This window comes from Serratia sp. root2 (assembly GCF_031931805.1).
GTDB lineage: Bacteria > Pseudomonadota > Gammaproteobacteria > Enterobacterales > Enterobacteriaceae > Serratia > Serratia inhibens.
This window is the reverse complement of record NZ_JAUJXB010000005.1, coordinates 88,598-106,742: the sequence shown is the minus strand read 5'-3', so window position 1 is coordinate 106,742 and position 18,145 is coordinate 88,598. Positions and strand designations below refer to the sequence as shown.

The 18,145-nt window shown below is 59.7% G+C and carries 15 protein-coding genes; 6 read left to right on the top strand and 9 right to left on the bottom strand.

What is annotated here, in order from left to right:
• Positions 1 to 342: 342 nt before the first annotated feature.
• Positions 343 to 1,590 carry an MFS transporter gene (locus QZQ97_RS19940; protein ID WP_311994862.1) on the top strand — a complete coding sequence of 416 codons (1,248 nt, stop codon included), beginning with the start codon at positions 343 to 345 and terminating at the stop codon, positions 1,588 to 1,590.
• 476 nt (positions 1,591 to 2,066) lie between these two features.
• On the opposite strand, the gene selB is transcribed toward QZQ97_RS19940, so the two are convergent.
• The 8 genes from selB to fdnG form a co-directional block, all read right to left on the bottom strand.
• Positions 2,067 to 3,914 (bottom strand): selenocysteine-specific translation elongation factor, encoded by a 1,848-nt coding sequence (selB, locus tag QZQ97_RS19935; protein ID WP_311994861.1) that lies wholly within the window; start codon positions 3,912 to 3,914, stop codon positions 2,067 to 2,069.
• Entirely contained in the window at positions 3,911 to 5,302 is a 1,392-nt protein-coding gene (selA, locus tag QZQ97_RS19930) for an L-seryl-tRNA(Sec) selenium transferase (protein ID WP_311994860.1), read from the bottom strand. Before selA ends, selB begins: the two co-directional genes overlap by 4 nt.
• 70 nt (positions 5,303 to 5,372) lie before the next feature.
• Complete coding sequence (locus tag QZQ97_RS19925) at positions 5,373 to 5,978, bottom strand: glutathione S-transferase (RefSeq protein WP_311994859.1); 606 nt, start codon at positions 5,976 to 5,978, stop codon at positions 5,373 to 5,375.
• 35 nt (positions 5,979 to 6,013) lie between these two features.
• Entirely contained in the window at positions 6,014 to 6,655 is a 642-nt protein-coding gene (locus QZQ97_RS19920; RefSeq protein WP_311994858.1) for a DcrB-related protein, read from the bottom strand.
• Between the two features lie 131 nt (positions 6,656 to 6,786).
• Entirely contained in the window at positions 6,787 to 7,716 is a 930-nt protein-coding gene (gene fdhE, locus QZQ97_RS19915) for a formate dehydrogenase accessory protein FdhE (protein ID WP_311994857.1), read from the bottom strand.
• Positions 7,716 to 8,351 carry a formate dehydrogenase cytochrome b556 subunit gene (gene fdoI / locus QZQ97_RS19910; protein ID WP_013810963.1) on the bottom strand — a complete coding sequence of 212 codons (636 nt, stop codon included), beginning with the start codon at positions 8,349 to 8,351 and terminating at the stop codon, positions 7,716 to 7,718. The genes fdhE and fdoI overlap by 1 nt, the downstream gene beginning before the upstream one ends.
• Positions 8,348 to 9,247, bottom strand: coding sequence for a formate dehydrogenase subunit beta (fdxH, locus tag QZQ97_RS19905; RefSeq protein WP_311994856.1), 900 nt, complete (start codon positions 9,245 to 9,247; stop codon positions 8,348 to 8,350). The genes fdoI and fdxH overlap by 4 nt, the downstream gene beginning before the upstream one ends.
• 12 nt (positions 9,248 to 9,259) lie before the next feature.
• Positions 9,260 to 12,307, bottom strand: coding sequence for a formate dehydrogenase-N subunit alpha (gene fdnG / locus QZQ97_RS19900; RefSeq protein ID WP_311994855.1), 3,048 nt, complete (start codon positions 12,305 to 12,307; stop codon positions 9,260 to 9,262).
• A 144-nt stretch (positions 12,308 to 12,451) separates the two neighbouring features.
• Here fdnG and fdhD point away from each other — a divergent pair, with 144 nt between their 5' ends.
• The 5 genes from fdhD to QZQ97_RS19875 all read left to right on the top strand — a co-directional run bounded on the left by fdhD (position 12,452) and on the right by QZQ97_RS19875 (position 17,679).
• Positions 12,452 to 13,279 (top strand): formate dehydrogenase accessory sulfurtransferase FdhD, encoded by an 828-nt coding sequence (fdhD, locus tag QZQ97_RS19895; RefSeq protein ID WP_311994854.1) that lies wholly within the window; start codon positions 12,452 to 12,454, stop codon positions 13,277 to 13,279.
• Between the two features lie 127 nt (positions 13,280 to 13,406).
• Positions 13,407 to 14,027, top strand: a complete 621-nt coding sequence (gene sodA / locus QZQ97_RS19890; RefSeq protein ID WP_006317212.1) for a superoxide dismutase [Mn] — start codon at positions 13,407 to 13,409, stop codon at positions 14,025 to 14,027.
• Between the two features lie 124 nt (positions 14,028 to 14,151).
• A complete protein-coding gene (locus QZQ97_RS19885; RefSeq protein WP_311994853.1) occupies positions 14,152 to 16,077 on the top strand; it encodes a methyl-accepting chemotaxis protein in 1,926 nt (641 codons plus the stop codon).
• A 98-nt stretch (positions 16,078 to 16,175) separates the two neighbouring features.
• Complete coding sequence (gene yiiM / locus QZQ97_RS19880; RefSeq protein ID WP_311994852.1) at positions 16,176 to 16,847, top strand: 6-hydroxyaminopurine reductase; 672 nt, start codon at positions 16,176 to 16,178, stop codon at positions 16,845 to 16,847.
• Positions 16,848 to 16,899: 52 nt separating this feature from the next.
• Complete coding sequence (locus QZQ97_RS19875; protein WP_311994851.1) at positions 16,900 to 17,679, top strand: class I SAM-dependent methyltransferase; 780 nt, start codon at positions 16,900 to 16,902, stop codon at positions 17,677 to 17,679.
• Positions 17,680 to 17,710: 31 nt separating this feature from the next.
• Here the strand turns inward: QZQ97_RS19875 and QZQ97_RS19870 are convergent, their stop codons facing one another.
• Entirely contained in the window at positions 17,711 to 18,073 is a 363-nt protein-coding gene (locus QZQ97_RS19870; protein WP_062869127.1) for a YibL family ribosome-associated protein, read from the bottom strand.
• Positions 18,074 to 18,145 lie beyond the last annotated feature (72 nt).

The following is an 18,145-nucleotide window of genomic DNA, read 5'->3' as shown; positions in this document are numbered from 1 at the left end:
CGGTGCCCGACGTTGTGTCATATTTGCATGTTAATAAGAGGTTATATACCCGTCATACTTGAAGCTGCATCTGTGTTGGCCGCGCCCGCACACCCCAGTCACTTAGTTTACTAAGCTCCTGAGGATGAGCGCGCTTGCCGCCTGGATGCAACGCCAATTATTTAGGGTATAGAGCGCAGGGGGCGGCGACAACCCAAAAACGAAATATCAGAATGTGCTGAAACAACACCTTATCGTTGCTAAGGTGAACAATTGGCGGCAAAATAGCCGCCATAACTGGCTCAGTTTGCGCTTCCCGCCCTGGCAGTTCCTTTTTTCTTCTTCACTATCAGTACTATAAATATGAAAACGACATTACCACCTGCGGCACGCTTGGGCCGACAGGCGCTTTTATTCCCTCTTTGTCTGGTGCTGTTCGAATTTGCCACCTATATCGCCAACGATATGATCCAGCCCGGTATGCTGGCAGTGGTGGCAGAGTTCAACGCCGGTGAAGAGTGGGTGCCGACATCCATGACCGCCTATCTGGCCGGCGGTATTTTCTTGCAATGGCTGCTCGGCCCGCTGTCGGACCGACGTGGCCGCCGGCCGGTGATGCTGGCCGGCGTGGCGTTCTTTATCGTCGCCTGTCTGGCCATTTTGCTGGTGACCAACATCGAGCAATTTATCTTTATGCGTTTCCTGCAGGGCATTGGCCTGTGCTTTATCGGCGCGGTCGGCTACGCCACGATACAGGAATCCTTCGAGGAATCGGTGTGCATAAAAATCACCGCGCTGATGGCCAACGTGGCGCTGATCGCCCCGCTGCTCGGGCCGCTGGCCGGGGCTGCGCTGATCCACGTGGCGCCGTGGCAGAGCATGTTCGTGCTGTTCGCGGCGCTGGCGGCGATTGCCTTTTACGGCCTGTGGAAGGCGATGCCGGAAACCGCCTCGCTGCAGGGCGATAAATTCTCGGCCGCCAACCTGTGGCGCGACTATCGCCAGGTGCTGGCCAACCGCCGCTTTGTCTGCGGGGCGCTGGCCATCGGCTTCGCCAGCCTGCCGCTGCTGGCCTGGATTGCCCAGTCGCCGGTGATCCTGATCAGCGGCGAATCGCTGTCGACGCTGGATTACGGCCTGCTGCAGATCCCGGTGTTCGGCGCGCTGATCCTCGGCAACCTGACGCTGGCGCGCCTGACCGGCAAAAACAGCGTAGAGCGCCTGATCAAGCTGGGCGCGGTACCTATGATGCTGGGGCTGCTGATCGCGGCGCTGGCTACGCTGTTCTCCAGCCATGCCTATCTGTGGATGACCGCCGGGCTGAGCCTGTACGCCTACGGTATCGGGCTGGCCAACGCCGGGCTGTACCGCCTGACGCTGTTCTCAAGCGCCGTCAGCAAAGGGACGGTCTCGGCCACCATGGGCATGCTGAGCATGCTGGTGTTTACCGTCGGCATCGAGCTGGCGAAAGTGGCCTATGTCTGGGGCGGCAGCGGGTTGTTCAACCTGTTTAACCTGATCAGCGGCCTGTGCTGGCTGGCGCTGGTGGCGCTGTTCCTCAGCAAACGCCGCAGCGGCGACGCAACGCCTGCGCCTAACCAAGCGCTGTAACAAGCGCCGGGTTAACGACACGGGAAGAGACAATATCTCTTTCCGTGTTTCAAGATTTACACAGGATTTAACACTATCAGTCTGGTGAATCAGTTCTCAAACTCATAGCCCATGCCAGTACCGCCTCATGGCTAATAATATTCATCTGTTCAACATCACTAAGTGCCTCTAGCGTCAAGCACCTCTGTTCTTTCTCTCGCACAGGCCCGTCATACTTTTCATCATCTTTTCCTACGGACAGTGGCGATAAACCTTCAGTATTCATCCTGATGACCTCGAGACTTAATCAAAATACACGGCTATACCCAAAATAATTGGAGTTGCATCACAACAAAGCCACGGCTTTGTTGAACAGCGCTTGCGCTGGCCCCAACGGGGCGAGGCTTTGCCGAGTAACGCGGCAAGAGCATGAGTCCCCAGAAGCTTACTCAAGTAAGTGACTGGGGTGAGTGCTCGCAGCCAACACAGAGGCAACTTCAAGTATGACGGGTATACAGCCCGCTATCGCGCAGCAGGTGTTGATTGCCCTTGCGGCGGGTAAAACCGCTGCGATCGAAAAATTCCAGCACCTGAATGGCCAATTTGCGGCCCACGCCGAGCCGGTCACGAAAATCGGCGGCGTTGGCGCTGCCCTGCGTTTCATCCAGTTCACGGATCAGCGCGGCGAACTGTTCGATACGTTGGCTGAGATAGTAACGGTCCACCACCACTGCCGCGATATGACCGAGCTGCGCCGCTTTACGCAGCGTCGCACGCACCGGCGCCTCTTCCTCGCCCAATTCTGCGGCCAAATCGCGCACCCACCAGGCTTCGTCACCGAACAGCGGCGCAATACGGGTCCATAGACTCTGTTCTTCAGCGCTGAATGCCAAGCCATGCTCCGGCAAGTGCAGCCAGCCGCGCGTATTGCGCACGCTACCGGCGGCCAGCAACCGATCGATCATCATAAATACCAGCGCTTCAGGCAACGAAGGCAACGCCATGCGCCGCAGGCGCGCTCGCCCCAACCCAAGCTGATCGGCATGCTGCTGGTGATACTCGACCAAAACTTGCAACAGGCGCTGTTGACCCTGCAGCGCATTCTCCTGCGCCAGCGCCCACTCACCGGCAATCAGCAATTCATGGTTCGCCAACAGCGCTGACAGCCCACCGTCGGTCAGTTGCCTCGCCCAGGCGAACGTCGCCAGATCCAGCGGCCCATTGGGCAGATGCAGCGCCAGTGCCTGGCGATCGTCGCCGGCCTGCGCCAATGCCGCCAACCAGGCAAGGTAGTCCGGCTGGCGTTTACCGCGTTTCGGCGTCGTCAAACTCAGCACCCGTGCGCCGCCCAGGGTCTGGCGGGCGCCGATATCGCGCAGCACCAGCCGATCGTTGTCCGCCAGCCACAGCGGACGATCGAGGATCAGTTCCGCCAGGTGTTCATTCAATAACGAAATCCGGCCGGTGATATGGCTGGCAGCGTGATGCAGATGCAGCGGTTGCCAATGCTTTATCGGCTGGTCGGTATCCAGCGCCACCAGAATGCGTTCTGCCGCCTGCAACGGTTTTTTCGCCAACAACCAGTCACCGCGAGCCACCTGCTCTTTGCTGACGTCACCGCTGATATTCAGCGCGATGCGCTGCCCGGCCTGCGCCAGTTCAACCTGTTGATTCTGCGCATGCAGGCCGCGTACCCGCACCGGCGCGTCCGCACCGGTCAGCCACAGCGTATCCCCTACCGCTACCTGCCCACCCAGCGCGGTGCCGGTCACCACCAGACCCGCCCCCTTCACGCTGAAGGCGCGGTCTATTGCCAACCGGAAACGGCGCGTCAGCGCATGCTCATCAGGCCGTAACGCCAGCAGATGCGCGCGCAGGGCGTCAATCCCGCGATCCCGCACCGCAGCGGTGACAAACAGCGGCGCATCGGGCCAGCCCTGCCGCGCCAGTTCATCGCGAACCTGCCGCCGCACCTCGTCAACCCGTGCTTCGTCCACCCGATCGGCCTTGGTCAATGCCACCGTCAGCGCCGGACGCCCGCTCAACCGCAGGATCGCCAGATGCTCACGGGTTTGCGCCATCACGCCGTCGTCGCAGGCCACCACCAGCAACGCATGATCGATACCGCCGATGCCCGCCAGCATATTGGCGAGGAATTTTTCATGGCCGGGCACGTCGATAAAACCCAGCACCCGGCCGTCGGGTTGCGGCCAGTAGGCATAGCCCAGATCTATGGTCATGCCGCGGCGTTTTTCTTCCGGCAGGCGATCGGCGTTGATCCCGGAGATCGCCTGCAACAGGGTGGTTTTGCCATGATCGACATGACCGGCGGTGGCGATAATCATGCGTGCAACGCCTCAACCAGCGCCTGTTCCTGCTCAAGGCAACGCAGATCCAGCCACAGCCGGCCGTCGTTAATTCGGCCAATCACCGGCTGCGGCAAGCGGCGCCAGCGTTCTGCCAGCGCTTCCAGCGTCGCCCCTCGGCCGTCGAGCGGCGTAAAGGTCAATGCATAGCTGGGCAACCTGTCCACCGGCAGCGAGCCACTGCCAATCTGCGACCAACACGGCTCGGCGCGCAGCTGGAAGCGTTCGCCAAACTGCGGTTCCAGCGCGTGCAGCAAGCGTTCGGCTGCGGCCTGCATCGCCTGCTGCGGGCGGGTCAGCAGCCGCAGCGTCGGCAGTTGCTCCGCCAACAATTCAGGTTGTTGATAAAGGCGCAGCGTGGCTTCCAGCGCCGCCAGCGTCAGCTTGCCGACACGCAGCGCACGTTTAAGCGGATGCTGCTGCAACCGGGCGATCAGCGCCTTTTTCCCGACGATAATCCCGGCCTGCGGGCCACCCAGCAACTTGTCGCCGGAGAACGTCACCAGATCCACCCCAGCGGCCAGCAGCCGCTGCGGCATCGGCTCGGCCGGCAGGCCGTACTGCGCCATATCAATCAGCGAGCCGCTGCCCAGATCGGTGACGGTCGGCACGCCATATTCGGCACCGAGCTGCGCCAGTTCGGCTTCATCCACCGCGGCGGTAAAGCCCTGGATGCTGTAGTTGCTGGTATGCACCTTCATCAGCAGCCCGGTCTGTTCGTTGATGGCGTTGCGATAATCTTTCAGGTGAGTGCGATTCGTGGTGCCGACCTCAACCAGCCGGCAGCCCGCCTGGCGCATCACGTCGGGGATGCGGAACGCGCCGCCGATTTCCACCAGTTCACCGCGCGACACCACCACTTCCTTGCCGGGCGCTACCGCCGCCAGCATCAGCAACACGGCCGCCGCATTGTTATTGACGATGCAGGCATCTTCCGCGCCGGTCAGGCGGCACAGTAAGTCCGCCACGGCGCGATCGCGATGCCCGCGCCCGGCGCCGTCCAGATCGTATTCCAGCGTCACCGCCGCCCCCATCGACTGCGTCACCGCCTCGATAGCCGATTGCGCCAACAGCGCGCGGCCAAGGTTGGTGTGCAGCACGGTGCCGCTCAGATTGAAGACCGGCGTCAACGCCGAACGCTGCCGTTGCGCCAAACCGGCGCTGAGCGCCTGCGACCAGTCGCTGCACCAGTCGGGCAGCCGTTGCTGCTGCTTGATCGTCTCACGCGCCTGCAACTGCAGCTCGCGCAGCAGGTCGCTAATCAGCGTCTGGCCATGCCGGGCCACCAGCGGTTCGATAGCGGGATCGCGCAGCAGGCGGTCAATGGCGGGTAACTGGCTGTAAAGACGGTGGGATTCAGTGCTCATGGTCGCTCGGTTTTTTTGTGTGATGATGTCGGCATAAAGCAAAATCCCCGCCAAAGCGGGGTGAGGGAATTCAGGGGGGTGAAGTACGGGCAAAACTTTCGCGGGCAAACAGCCGCTCGGCCAGCTTGATCAACGCAGGCCGTTCGACGCACCAATTGGGCATGATGCGGCGGAAATTGAGGTAGCCCAGCGCACAGCCGGTAGCGATGTCCGCCAACGTCAGCTCGGCGGCGTTAAGCAGCGTCTTTTCCTGTGCCAGCTTCTCCAGCGTGTCCAGCCCGTGCGTCAGCTTGTCGCGCTGGCGCAGTATCCAGTTTTCGTCCTGTTTTTCCGGCGCGCGCTTGCTCTCGCGAAACAGCGTGGCGGCGGCTTCGGTTACGCCGTCGGCCAGCGCTTCAACCTGGCGAATACGCAGCGCAGCCGCGCGATCGGCGGGCAAAAATGCCGGGGCGGCGGGGAGCAGTTCGAGGTATTCGGCAATGACGCGCGAGTCGTAATACACCGCGCCGTCATCGGCCACCAGCACCGGCACCTTGGCGAGCGGATTCAGCTCCACCACCCGGCTACCCGGCTCATACGGCGGATCGTTAACGAATTCGAACGCTATCCCCTTTTCCAGCAGCATCACGGAAATCTTGCGTACAAAAGGGCTGGTATAGCTGCCAATCAGCTTCATTCGTCTTCCCCCCGAGCTGTCGAAACACAGCGTTGTTATTTCACCACCAGCGTGTCGATAATCCGCTGAACCAGCGCCTGGTGCGCCTCGGGCGTTTTGGCCGGTGACAACATTTGCAACGTCACCACCCTTTTATTCAATACCGTCAACACAAAGGTGGAAATCACCTTTTGCCCATTGACGCTTTGTTCGGTATCCAGCCGATGGAACTTCTGCTTACCGACGATGAAGTTCTCTTCTTTGGTCGTCTTGATATTCTGATAGCGATCGGCCAGCTCGGTGATGATGCTTTGCGTCAGATCTTTCAGCATTTTATCGCTGGTATTGAGCTTCATGTCGTCAGGCGGGACCACTTCAGAAGAGACGGTGCTCTGACGTGTCTTGCCGTCGAGGAAACGCTGAATGGTGGATTTGCTGTCGTTGATAATGCCGCTGTTCTGGGTCTGATCGCTAAACCCCGCCGGCAGCAAAAAGGTCACGTTGCCCCTTTGCAGCGACACCTTCAGCCCCACAGGCTCGCTTTCCACCGGTGGCGGTGGCGGCGCAATGGGCTGCGTAACGATCGGCTTGGGGTCCGGCTTCGGTACTGCCGGTTTGGTGTCTTCCTTGTTGTCACAGGCCGACAGCCCGATCGCCAGAACGGCGATCGCCGTGAGTTTCGCAATGGTCTTCAACATCGTCCGTCCCTTTTCTTTCGCGTTGCGCGTCATTGCGTAAACGTAGCAACTCGCCCCTGCGAATGCCAGATGCGCAGTCTGAAATTCATCATCTGACCTCTCGTAAGGGGCAAATGCCGGCGTTTTGCGATTCACTCCCCCGGGAACAGGAACGGGTTGATGCTGCTGCGGGCAAAACCTTCATCTTCCAGCTTGGCGTCGAGCACCAGCGAGGCCAGATCGTCGGCTACCGCCTCAACCTGCGGGTCCTTTTCCTGATATAAAATCTTCAGGTAAGTGCCGCAGTCGCCACAGCTTTCCGCTTTCACTGCCGCCAGCTCGCTGTCCAGCGACCAGTAATTCAGATCGCGGGTTTGCTCGCAGTTGCTGCATTTTATCCGCACCACGTGCCACTCGCTTTCGCACAGGTTGCAGTGCAAATAACGCAGGCCGCTGACGGTGCCGATATGCACCACGCTGGAGACCGGAATGCTGCCGCATACCGGGCAGAACTGACGGTGCTCGCCATATTCCGCACGCGCCTTACCGGGGATCAGGCTTGCCATCTGCGCCCAGTAAAGCGACAGCGCGGCCCAGATGAACGGCGCTTTCTCACTGCCGATCCTGCCGAACTCGCGGTTGAGCAAGGCGTCGGCCATCAGCTCCAACTCATGCGCTGACGCCTTTTCCAGGTTATCCAGCACCGCCAGAATGTGCTCCGGCGCCTGTGGACGCAGCTCGGCGATCAGCGAGTCCAGCAGCCGGTGCCAGTGCTCGCTGCGCGGATAGACACTCAAATCCAGCGGCGGCTTGCCGCTGGTCGCGCCCTGCAACAGCGCTTCGGTCAGATCAAGCTGCAGCGGGTTGTCGTGCAGCGCGTGGTGCTGCGCCTCGGCCAGTTGGGCGGCGAAGTTCAGGTAATCGCCCAGCGGGTTGTCCGTAGCCAGCTTGCGCAGGCGTTCGGCGCGGCGGCTGTAGAGGCTTTTCAAATTGGCGAAAAGTAACGGCGGAATTGTCTCCGCCGTTGTGGACTTCTCGCGCTGTGCCCCTAACTGCTCTTTAGGAACGATGCGGATGCTCATCAGGGTTTGTCTTCCTGTTGTTTCTCGCGGACCTCTCGGTACCAGCGCGGATGATGTTTTTTAGCCCAGGCCGCAGGCACCCAGCCTTCGACCATCGCGGTGATCGTGCCTTTTACCCACAGCGCGGCGTAAATGTGCACCATAATCACGATGATCAGACCGACCGCCGCCAGCGAATGCACCAGCAGCGCGATGCGGATCAGCGGTATCGGGAACGACGGCGCAAAATACGGCCGCCAGATCACCACACCGCTGGCCAACAGCAGCACCAGGCTGATGATGGCTGCCCAGAATACGCACTTCTGACCGAAATTATAACGCCCGGTGTCACCCACTTCCTCGTTCATGGCGATTTTGTGGATGTTTTTGGCCCAGACGATGTCTTCCCGGTTGATCAGATTATGCTTCCAGTAGCGCAGGAACATCAGCAAGAAGGCCGCAAACATGATCACCCCGACAAAGGGGTGCAGGATGCGCGCCAGCTGCGGCGTACCGAAAATGTTCATCAGCCAGTTGAAGGAGGGGAAAAAGAACCCCAACCCACTGATGGCGGCGAACACGAAACAGAATGCCACAATCCAGTGGTTTATCCGCTCCGGCGCGCTGTAGCGCTGAATCCGCTTTTCCTTCTTCATTTGCGCGTCTCCTCATCGTGCAGCTCGTCGTTGTCTTCCTCTTCGACGCGGTTTGGCCCGACGCCGACATAGTGGAACACGCTGGCTGCAAAGGTGGCGGCAAAGCCGATGGCCGCCAGGGGTTTCCACACGCCTTTCCAGAACGTGATCGCCGGGCTGATGGTCGGATTATCCGGCAAACCGTGATACAGCTGCGGTTTGTCGGCGTGATGCAACACGTACATTACATGGGTGCCGCCCACGCCCGCCGGATCGTACAGACCGGCATTCTTATAGCCCCGGGTGTTCAGCTCGCCGACGCGCTCGGCGGCAATCTGCTTCATCGCGTCCTTGGTGCCGAAGTGGATGGCGCCGGTCGGGCAGGTCTTCACGCAGGCCGGTTCCTGGCCGACATCGACGCGGTCGACGCACAGGGTGCATTTGTACACCCGGTTGTCGTCCTTGTTCATGCGCGGCACGTCGAACGGGCAGCCGGCGATGCAGTAACCGCAGCCGATACAGTGCTCGGACTGGAAGTCGACGATGCCGTTGGCGTACTGAATGATTGCGCCTTCCGACGGGCAAGCCTTCAGGCAGCCCGGATCGGCGCAGTGCATGCAGCCGTCCTTGCGGATCAGCCATTCCAGCTTGCCGTTTTCCTCCACTTCGGAGAAGCGCATGACCGTCCAGGATTTGGCGGTCAGGTCGGCGGGGTTATCGTACACCCCGACGTTGCTGCCGATTTCATCGCGAATGTCGTTCCATTCGGAACAGGCTACCTGACAGGCCTTGCAGCCGATGCAGGTGGTGACATCGATAAGTTTGGCCACTTCTTCCTGATGGTCACGGGCGCGCGGGGCCGGCGTGAAACCATTGGTGGCGGATTTACGAATGATGTCCTGAGATTGCATTGCCATAATTCGTCTCCGTTACACCTTTTCCACGTTAACCAGGAACGCCTTGAATTCCGGCGTTTGCGTGTTGGCATCACCGACAAACGGCGTCAGCGTGTTGGCGATAAAGCCTTTCTTCGCCACCCCTTCGTAACCCCAGTGGATCGGGATGCCGATGGTGTCGACCTCCTGGCCGTTCACCTGCAATGTGCGGATACGCTTGGTCACCACCGCCTTGGCCTTGATATAGCCGCGGTTGGAGCTGACTTTCACCGTATCGCCGTGCTTGATGCCTTTTTTCTCCGCCAGCTTCTCGCCGATCTCCACAAACTGCTCCGGCTGCGCGATGGCATTGAGCTGCGCGTGCTTGGTCCAGTAGTGGAAGTGTTCGGTCAGACGATAGGTGGTGCCGACATAAGGGAACTTGTCGGATTTGCCCATCGCCGCCAGATCGTCCTTGAACACGCGCGCCGCCGGGTTGGAGACCACGTTCGGGTGCAGCGGGTTGGTGCCGAGCGGCGTTTCGAACGGCTCGTAGTGTTCCGGGAACGGCCCTTCCGCCATTTTGTCGGTGGCGAACAGCCGGCCCATGCCTTCCGGCTGCATGATAAACGGCCCGACGTCGCTGCCCGGTGCGGCGGCGCTGTAGTCCGGGATATCCACCCCGCCCCACTTGGCGCCGTCCCACTCCAGCAACTGACGTTTTGGATCCCAGGGTTTACCCTGCGGGTCGGCCGAAGCGCGGTTATACAGAATGCGGCGGTTGAGCGGCCAGGCCCAGGCCCAACCCAGCGTGTTGCCGAGGCCGGACGGATCGGCGTTGTCACGCCGCGCCATCTGGTTGCCGGCCGGCGTCCAGCTGCCGGCGAAAATCCAACAGCCGCTGGCGGTGGTGCCGTCGTCGCGCAGGTGGGCGAAGGTGCTGAGCTGTTCGCCTTTTTTCGCCAGCACTTTGCCGTCGGCGTCGAGAATGTCCGCCAGCGCCTTGCCGTTGCTTTCCATCGCCACTTCTTCCGAAGCCGGGTTTTCCGGCGTCAGGTAATCCCAGGTCATGTTCAGCACCTGTTCCGGTACCGCACCGCCATCGCGCGCGTACATCTCGCGCAGGCGGATGAAAATGCCCGCCAGGATTTCCCCGTCGTTCAGCGCTTCGCCCGGGGCGTCCGCGCCCTTCCAGTGCCACTGCAGCCAGCGGCCGGAGTTGACGATCGAGCCGTTTTCTTCGGCAAAGCAGCTGGACGGCAGGCGGAACACTTCAGTCTGAATCTTCGACGGATCGACGTCGTTGAACTCGCCGTGGTTCTGCCAGAAGTTGGACGTCTCGGTATTGAGCGGGTCTATCGTCACCAGGAACTTCAGCTTCGACAGCGAGGCCACGACCTTGTTTTTGTTCGGGAACGACGCGACCGGGTTAAAGCCCTGGCAGAAATAGCCATTGACCTTCCCTTGCGACATCATCTCGAAGTACTGCAGCACGTCGTAGCCTTTGTCCCACTTCGGCAACCAATCAAAGCCCCAGCCGTTGTCTTTCTGCGCCTTGTCGCCGTAGAAGCTCTTCATCAAGCTGACGAAGAATTTCGGGTAGTTGCTCCAGTAGTTCACCTGGCCCGGCAGCAGCGCCTTCGGCGTGTTGGCCTTCAGGTAGGTGTCGAGATCCGGCTGTTTTTCCGACGGCAGCGTCATATAGCCCGGCAGACTCTGCGACAACAGGCCCAGATCGGTCAGCCCCTGGATATTGGAGTGGCCGCGCAGCGCGTTGACGCCGCCGCCCGCCATGCCCATGTTGCCGAGCAGCAGCTGGATCATCGCCATGGTGCGAATGTTCTGCGCGCCGACCGAGTGTTGGGTCCAGCCCAGGGCGTACAAGAACGATGCGGTTTTATCCGCCACGCAGGTTTCGGCGATGTATTCGCACACCTGGAGGAAATCTTCCTTCGGCGTGCCGCACACGTTGGTCACCACCTCTGGCGTATAGCGGCTGACGTGCTGTTTCAGCAGGTTCCACACGCAACGCGGATCCTGCAGCGTGACGTCGCGCTTGGCGAAGCCGTTTTCATCCAGCTGGTAATTCCAGGTGGTTTTATCGTATTTGCGGTTTTCCGCGTCATAGCCGCTGAACAGGCCGTCGTCGAAGGTAAAGTCTTCCCGCACCAGCAGGCTGGCGTTGGTGTAGGCCTCGACGTATTCGCGGTTGATTTTGTTGTTGGTGATCAGGTACAGCAATACGCCCGACAGGAAAGCGATGTCGGTTCCGGAACGGATCGGCGTGTAGAAATCCGCCACCGATGCGGTACGGGTAAAGCGCGGATCGATAACGATCAGCTTGGCTTTATTGTGAATTTTGGCTTCCATCGCCCAGCGGAACCCCACCGGATGCGCTTCCGCCGCATTACCGCCCATGACGATAATCAAATTCGCGTTCTTGATATCAACCCAGTGGTTGGTCATCGCACCGCGACCAAATGTTGGAGCAAGACTTGCTACCGTTGGTCCGTGTCAGACACGCGCCTGGTTGTCTACGGCAAGCATGCCGAGAGCGCGACTAAATTTTTGCGACAGATAACCGGTTTCGTTACTGGAAGCGGAGGCACACAGCATGCCGGTGCTCAGCCAGCGGTTGACGGTGACGCCCTGTTCGTTGGTTTTCACGAAGTTGGCGTCGCGGTCTTCCTTCATCAGCTTGGCGATGCGGGTAAAGGCATCGTCCCAGGTAATGCGCTGCCATTTATCTGAACCTGGCGCACGGTATTCCGGGTACTTGAGGCGGCTTTCGCTGTGGATGAAGTCGACCAGCCCCGCGCCTTTCGGGCAAAGCGCGCCGCGGTTTACCGGGTGATCCGGGTCCCCTTCAATGTGGAATATGCTTTCTTTGGCGTTTTTGGCGCCATCGCCAAGGCTGTACATCAACAGCCCGCAGCCGACGGAACAATACGTACAGGTATTACGGGTTTCACGGGCGCGCAGCAGTTTGTACTGCCGGGTCTCCGCTAACGCCACTTCCGGGGCAAAGCCCAGTGCGGCTACCGTCGTTCCTGCCATACCGCCAGCGCAGATCTTAAAGAACTGCCTTCTGCTGACCTGCATGGGGATCTCCTTTCACTCTCGATTGTCACATTGTTTCAAATGGCGCTTTCCCCCTTGAAGCAGGAAGCGCTAAAATTGATTTTGTTTTTACGCGGCAATATTACCACAGCGTATATGGGGTTGTTACAAACAGGTGCCAGTTAAGTGAACACTATAAACCCAGAGCAGCACATAAATGAGACCCCGCTCACAGGGGTGACCCAGGCCCAGGTTTATCAGCGCGGGCAACTCGCCACCGCGCAGCCGGACTGGCTGGCGGAAGAAGTGCCTGTCGCCCTGGTCTATAACGGCATCTCTCACGTAGTGATGATGTGCACGCCAAAAGATCTGGAGGCATTCGCCCTCGGCTTTTCGCTGTCCGAAGGTATTATCGAGTCACCGCGCGATATTTACAGTATAGAGATTAACCAAACCTGTAACGGGCTGGAGGTGCAAATAGAGCTCTCCAGCCGCCGCTTTGCCGGGTTGAAGGAGCGCCGCCGTGCCATGGCGGGCCGTACCGGCTGCGGCGTGTGCGGTATTGAACAGTTGGCGGACATCTTCCGCCCGCTGCCTGCGCTGCCGTTCACCCAACGCTTTTCTCTCGCCAACCTCGACCACGCGCTGGGGCAGCTCAAGCAGGTGCAGAGCGTCGGGCAACTCACCGGCTGCACCCACGCCGCCAGCTGGATTTCGTCGCAGGGTGAACTGCTGGGCGGCTGCGAAGACGTCGGCCGCCACGTAGCGCTCGACAAACTGCTCGGCGTGCGCGCCAAGCAAGATTGGCAACAGGGCGCAATCCTGGTCTCCAGCCGCGCCAGCTATGAAATGGTGCAGAAATCCGCGATGTGCGGCGTCGAGATCCTGTTCGTGGTTTCTGCGGCCACCTCGTTGGCGGTGGAAATCGCCGAGCGCAGCAACCTGACGCTGGTCGGCTTCAGCAAACCCGGCCGCGCCACGGTGTTTACTCACCCGCAGCGCATTGTGGATTAATTTAATCCCTTACACTAAGTAGGGCATTGATAATCATTTTCAAGATCATTTAATTAACTATAATGATCCGACTGCTTACGCGGTGCTCGCACCTTGCGCCGCCCATACACCACTGGAGATGATGATTATGAGTTATTCACTGCCATCCCTGCCGTACGCCTACGACGCACTGGAACCGCATTTCGACAAGCAGACGATGGAAATCCATCACACCAAACACCACCAGACTTACGTCAACAACGCGAACACCGTGCTGGAAGCGTACCCTGAGCTGGCTTCGCTGAGCGTTGAAGCGCTGATCCAGGATCTGGATAAAGTGCCTGCCGACAAGCGCACTTTCATGCGTAACAACGCCGGCGGCCACGCTAACCACAGCCTGTTCTGGAAAGGCCTGAAAATCGGCACCACGCTGGGTGGCGATCTGAAAGCCGCTATCGAGCGCGATTTCGGCAGCGTCGAGAAATTCCAGGAAGAGTTCGAAAAAGCCGCAGCGACCCGCTTCGGTTCAGGTTGGGCCTGGCTGGTGCTGAAAGGCGACAAACTGGCCGTGGTGTCTACCGCTAACCAGGACAGCCCGCTGATGGGCGAAGCCGTTGCCGGCGCTTCAGGCTTCCCAATCATTGGCCTGGACGTGTGGGAACACGCTTACTACTTGAAATATCAGAACAAACGCCCAGACTACATCAAAGCATTCTGGAACGTGGTTAACTGGGACGAAGCGGCAGCACGCTTCGCTGCGAAGAAGTAATTCGCCCCCGGCACTGATGATGCCCGCGTAAAGCGGGCATTTTTTTGCCCAAAATCCGCTAAAGTTTGACCGCCCTTTGCCGATGGTTTGTTCAATTGACGTTCGCCCGGAAAGGAAAAATAATATGGCGGCATTGCAAACACTGGCAGGAAAGTTCGTTCATCTCACCGTGGGTAAAAAGCTCGGCCTCGGATTTGGCCTGATGCTGCTGCTGACGGCAATCATCGCCGGCACCGGCGCACAGTACCTGCATATCATCGAATCCCGCGCCGACCGCATCGATTTCAGCAACCGGCTGAATGACGAAATCAATCAGGCCAAATATAACCGGGCGCTGTTCGGCCAAACCTATCGGCCTGAGTACCTGAAGAATAACCGCGCCAATATCGAAAACGCGGTACGGTTGATCAACCAGGGCCAGGCGCTGGACTGGGACGCCCAGAGCCGGCAAGACCTGCAGCGGCTGGTGGTATTGATCGGCGAATACCAGCAACAGCAAAACGCCTTCGAAAAGGCGGTGGCGGCGAAAGACGCGGTACGTCAAAGCTGGAACATGTCGGAAGTGCAAGACAGCCTGAATCAGGTAGAGCGCCAACTGACCAATGGCGACCTGCAACTGGCTTTTGTGCAGCTGAATCAGAAACTGACCCTGGTGCGCTACGGCGCGCGCGGCCTGTTGCTGAGCCTGAACCGCGAATCCGAAGCGCCGCTGGTAGCGGCGATTGATGACGCGCGCAGCGCGGCAAACGCACTCAGCCGACGGCTCAGCGATGCCCAGCGTCCCCTGCTGCAACCGCTGTTGGGCGCGCTCGACGACTACAAAAACCGAATCGAAGCTTACCTGCCGGCCTATGAACAAGAACAGCAGATCAGCCAACGGCTGGGCGACAGCGCTCAGGAAGTCGGTACGCTGGTCAACGCCTTTATGCAGGACGAACTGGCGCAAACCCATAACGACATTAATGCGGCGCAGCTGCAAATGGGCATCACCACGCTGATTGCCATTGTCGCCGGATTGCTGATTGCGTGGCGCATCACGCTGCAAATCACCCGGCCGCTGCGCAGTACTCTGGCGCTGGCGGAACGCATCGCCAACGGCGATCTGCGCCAGGCGCAAACCAGCACCCGTCGCGACGAACTGGGCCAGTTGCTGAATGCAGTGGCGGCGATGAGCCGAAACCTGCGCGATATGATCGAGAAAATTCAGATGGGGGTCAGCCAGGTATCCACCGCTGCGGCAGAGATTGCCGCAGGCAACACCGATTTGTCCTCTCGCACCGAACAACAGGCGGCGGCGGTAGAAGAGACCGCCGCCAGCATGGAACAGCTGACCGCTACGGTGAAACAGAACGCCGAAAACGCCCATCACGCCAACCAACTGGCTACCGACGCTTCGCAAACCGCCCAACAGGGCGGCAAGCTGGTGGAGAACGTCGTCAGCACCATGCGCGAGATTTCCAGCAGTTCGCAGCGAATCGCCGAAATTACCACCCTGATCAACGGCATTGCTTTCCAGACCAATATTCTGGCGCTCAATGCCGCCGTAGAAGCGGCGCGCGCCGGCGAACAGGGGCGTGGCTTTTCTGTGGTGGCCAGCGAAGTACGCAATCTGGCGCAACGCAGTGCCCAGGCGGCAAAAGAGATCGAAGGGCTGATTGCCGAATCGGTCAGCCGGGTGCAAACCGGCACCACTTTGGTGGAAAACACCGGCAGCACCATGGAACAAATTGTCCTGTCGGTGACCCACGTGCGCGACATCATGGCGGAGATTGCCGCCGCCTCCGACGAGCAAACGCGCGGCATCGCCCAGATCGGCCAGGCGATTGTCGAAATGGATCATACCACCCAGCAGAACGCCGCACTGGTGGAAGAATCCGCCGCCGCCGCCGACTCACTGGAAGAACAGGCTGACATGCTGCTGCAAAGCGTCTCGGTATTCCGTCTGGCGGAGCAGAAAGCCCCCGCCGCCGTGCCGAAAACCGCCGCGCCAAAGGCTCAGGCGGTTAAAGCGGCTGCCGCAACAGCGGAAGACAACTGGACCACTTTCTGATGCTTCCTCCCCGCCCGGTTATTTTCGGGCGGGATATTCTGTTCCCGCCGATCAACTCAGGCTATGCTGAACCTCTGACGCAAAGAACGGAGGCGCACATGCATCATCCAGAGGTTTACATCGGCACCATCCAGCCTTATGACGGCGGGCGGCCCAGCGGCATCGCCAAACGCCTGGTGGACGGCGCCATCAAGCTGACCCCGCTCGGCCTGGAAGGCGACGAGCAGGCGGAAAAAAGCTATCACGGCGGGCCGGACCGCGCGCTGTGCCACTATCCGCGTGAACATTACGCTCACTGGCGCGAGCAGTTCCCTGCACAAGCGGAACAGTTCAGCGCGCCGGCCTTCGGCGAGAATATTTCCACCCTGGGGCTGACTGAGCACAATGTATTTATGGGCGATATCTTCCGCTGGGGCGATGCATTGATTCAGGTCACCCAGCCGCGCTCTCCCTGCTTCAAACTCAATTACCACTTCGCGATCGACGACATCTCGGTGCTGATGCAGCAAAGCGGCCGCTGCGGCTGGCTGTACCGGGTGGTGTCCGCCGGCGCCGTCAGCGGCGATCGTCCGCTGGAGCTGGTGACGCGCAGCAGCGACGTCTCTGTGGCCGAAGCCATCGGCATTGCCTGGCATATGCCGTTCGATGAAGAGCAATATCGCCGTCTGCTGGCGGTAGCCGGGCTGTCCGCAAGCTGGAGCAAAACCATGCTGACGCGCATCACTACCGGCCATATCGAAAACCTTAACCGCCGTCTGTTGGGGCGTTGAAAAAACCCCAGGTATACTGTTGTACAACCTCGTTCAGGCAGGAGCAGAAGCCATGACCACTCCATCTCATTCGATCCACCACACCGCCGCCGAGGGCTATCAGGCCAACGCCGACCGCTACGTGAAAGGGCGACCGGATTATCCGCCGGAGATCACCACCTGGTTGCGTGAGGTTATCGGCCTGCACGCCGGCATGACGGTCATCGACCTCGGCGCCGGTACCGGCAAATTCACCCCGCGCCTGCTGGAAACCGGTGCGCAGGTGATCGCCGTCGAGCCGATAGCGCAGATGCTGGAGAAACTTTCGGCCGCGCTGCCGCAGGTGAAAACGCTGGCGGGCACCGCCGAGTCCATCCCGTTGCCGGACGAATCGGTCGATGCCGTGGTCTGCGCACAGTCCTTCCACTGGTTCGCCACACCACAGGCGCTGGCTGAAATTCAGCGTATCCTCAAGCCCGGCGGCAAACTGGGTCTGGTATGGAACATGCGCGATGCGCGTGTGAGCTGGGTGCGCAAGCTGAATCAGATTGTCGACAGACACGAAGGCGACGCCCCGCGTTTTTACACCGGCGAATGGCGCAAGCTGTTTCCGGCCAAGGGGTTAGACGCGCTGCATGAACAGGTGTTTATGCTCAGCCACCAGGGCGCAGTAGAAGATGTGATTTACAACCGGGTGCGTTCCACCAGCTTTATCGCTGCTTTGCCGCCGCAACAGCAGGAACGGGTGATCGATCAGATTCGCCAGTTGGTGGCGGAGGAAGGGGAATTACAGGGCAAGGAAACAGTAACCGTGCCCTATCAAACCAAGGCGTATTTCACGACCAAGCTATGAAAACCGGGCGCCGCAGATGGCGCCCCGGCGATCAGAAGGCTTTTTTGGCGTAGCCGGTGACCACTTTCAGGCCCATCTCCCGGCCCAGCGCGGTCATCGGGTGCACCACGATCAGGCCGCGCGCGCTTTTCTTCAACGAGCCCATGTCCGCCTGCTCTTTCTTGGTGATTTCGCGGCTGAAGGGCAGTTGGCTCAGCTTCTGCGCTTCCGCGCTCAGCTTCTCGACGCGCACGCCTTTCAGACGTTCGATTTCCGTTGCCAGCTTCTCTTTTTCTTTGGTGTGCTGGGCAATCAGCTCGATATTACCCTGTTGGATCACCGCCGTGTCTTTGTGATTCAGTGCGTCCAGCAGGTCGCTAAGGCGCTTAATCTCTGCCTTTTCTTTCTCTTTCATGGTTTATGGCCTGTTTGTGCCTGTACGGCACGCTAATCAATGATGCCCACATTGTAGCAAAATGCGCACGCA

Excerpts from the sequence above, each read along its gene's own strand:
- QZQ97_RS19940 (WP_311994862.1), top strand. The coding sequence starts at position 343 with ATGAAAACGACATTACCACCTGCGGCACGCTTGGGCCGACAGGCGCTT.
- selB (WP_311994861.1), bottom strand. The coding sequence starts at position 3,914 with ATGATTATCGCCACCGCCGGTCATGTCGATCATGGCAAAACCACCCTG.
- selA (WP_311994860.1), bottom strand. The coding sequence starts at position 5,302 with ATGAGCACTGAATCCCACCGTCTTTACAGCCAGTTACCCGCCATTGAC.
- QZQ97_RS19925 (WP_311994859.1), bottom strand. The coding sequence starts at position 5,978 with ATGAAGCTGATTGGCAGCTATACCAGCCCTTTTGTACGCAAGATTTCC.
- QZQ97_RS19920 (WP_311994858.1), bottom strand. The coding sequence starts at position 6,655 with ATGTTGAAGACCATTGCGAAACTCACGGCGATCGCCGTTCTGGCGATC.
- fdhE (WP_311994857.1), bottom strand. The coding sequence starts at position 7,716 with ATGAGCATCCGCATCGTTCCTAAAGAGCAGTTAGGGGCACAGCGCGAG.
- fdoI (WP_013810963.1), bottom strand. The coding sequence starts at position 8,351 with ATGAAGAAGGAAAAGCGGATTCAGCGCTACAGCGCGCCGGAGCGGATA.
- fdxH (WP_311994856.1), bottom strand. The coding sequence starts at position 9,247 with ATGGCAATGCAATCTCAGGACATCATTCGTAAATCCGCCACCAATGGT.
- sodA (WP_006317212.1), top strand. The coding sequence starts at position 13,407 with ATGAGTTATTCACTGCCATCCCTGCCGTACGCCTACGACGCACTGGAA.
- QZQ97_RS19885 (WP_311994853.1), top strand. The coding sequence starts at position 14,152 with ATGGCGGCATTGCAAACACTGGCAGGAAAGTTCGTTCATCTCACCGTG.
- yiiM (WP_311994852.1), top strand. The coding sequence starts at position 16,176 with ATGCATCATCCAGAGGTTTACATCGGCACCATCCAGCCTTATGACGGC.
- QZQ97_RS19875 (WP_311994851.1), top strand. The coding sequence starts at position 16,900 with ATGACCACTCCATCTCATTCGATCCACCACACCGCCGCCGAGGGCTAT.
- QZQ97_RS19870 (WP_062869127.1), bottom strand. The coding sequence starts at position 18,073 with ATGAAAGAGAAAGAAAAGGCAGAGATTAAGCGCCTTAGCGACCTGCTG.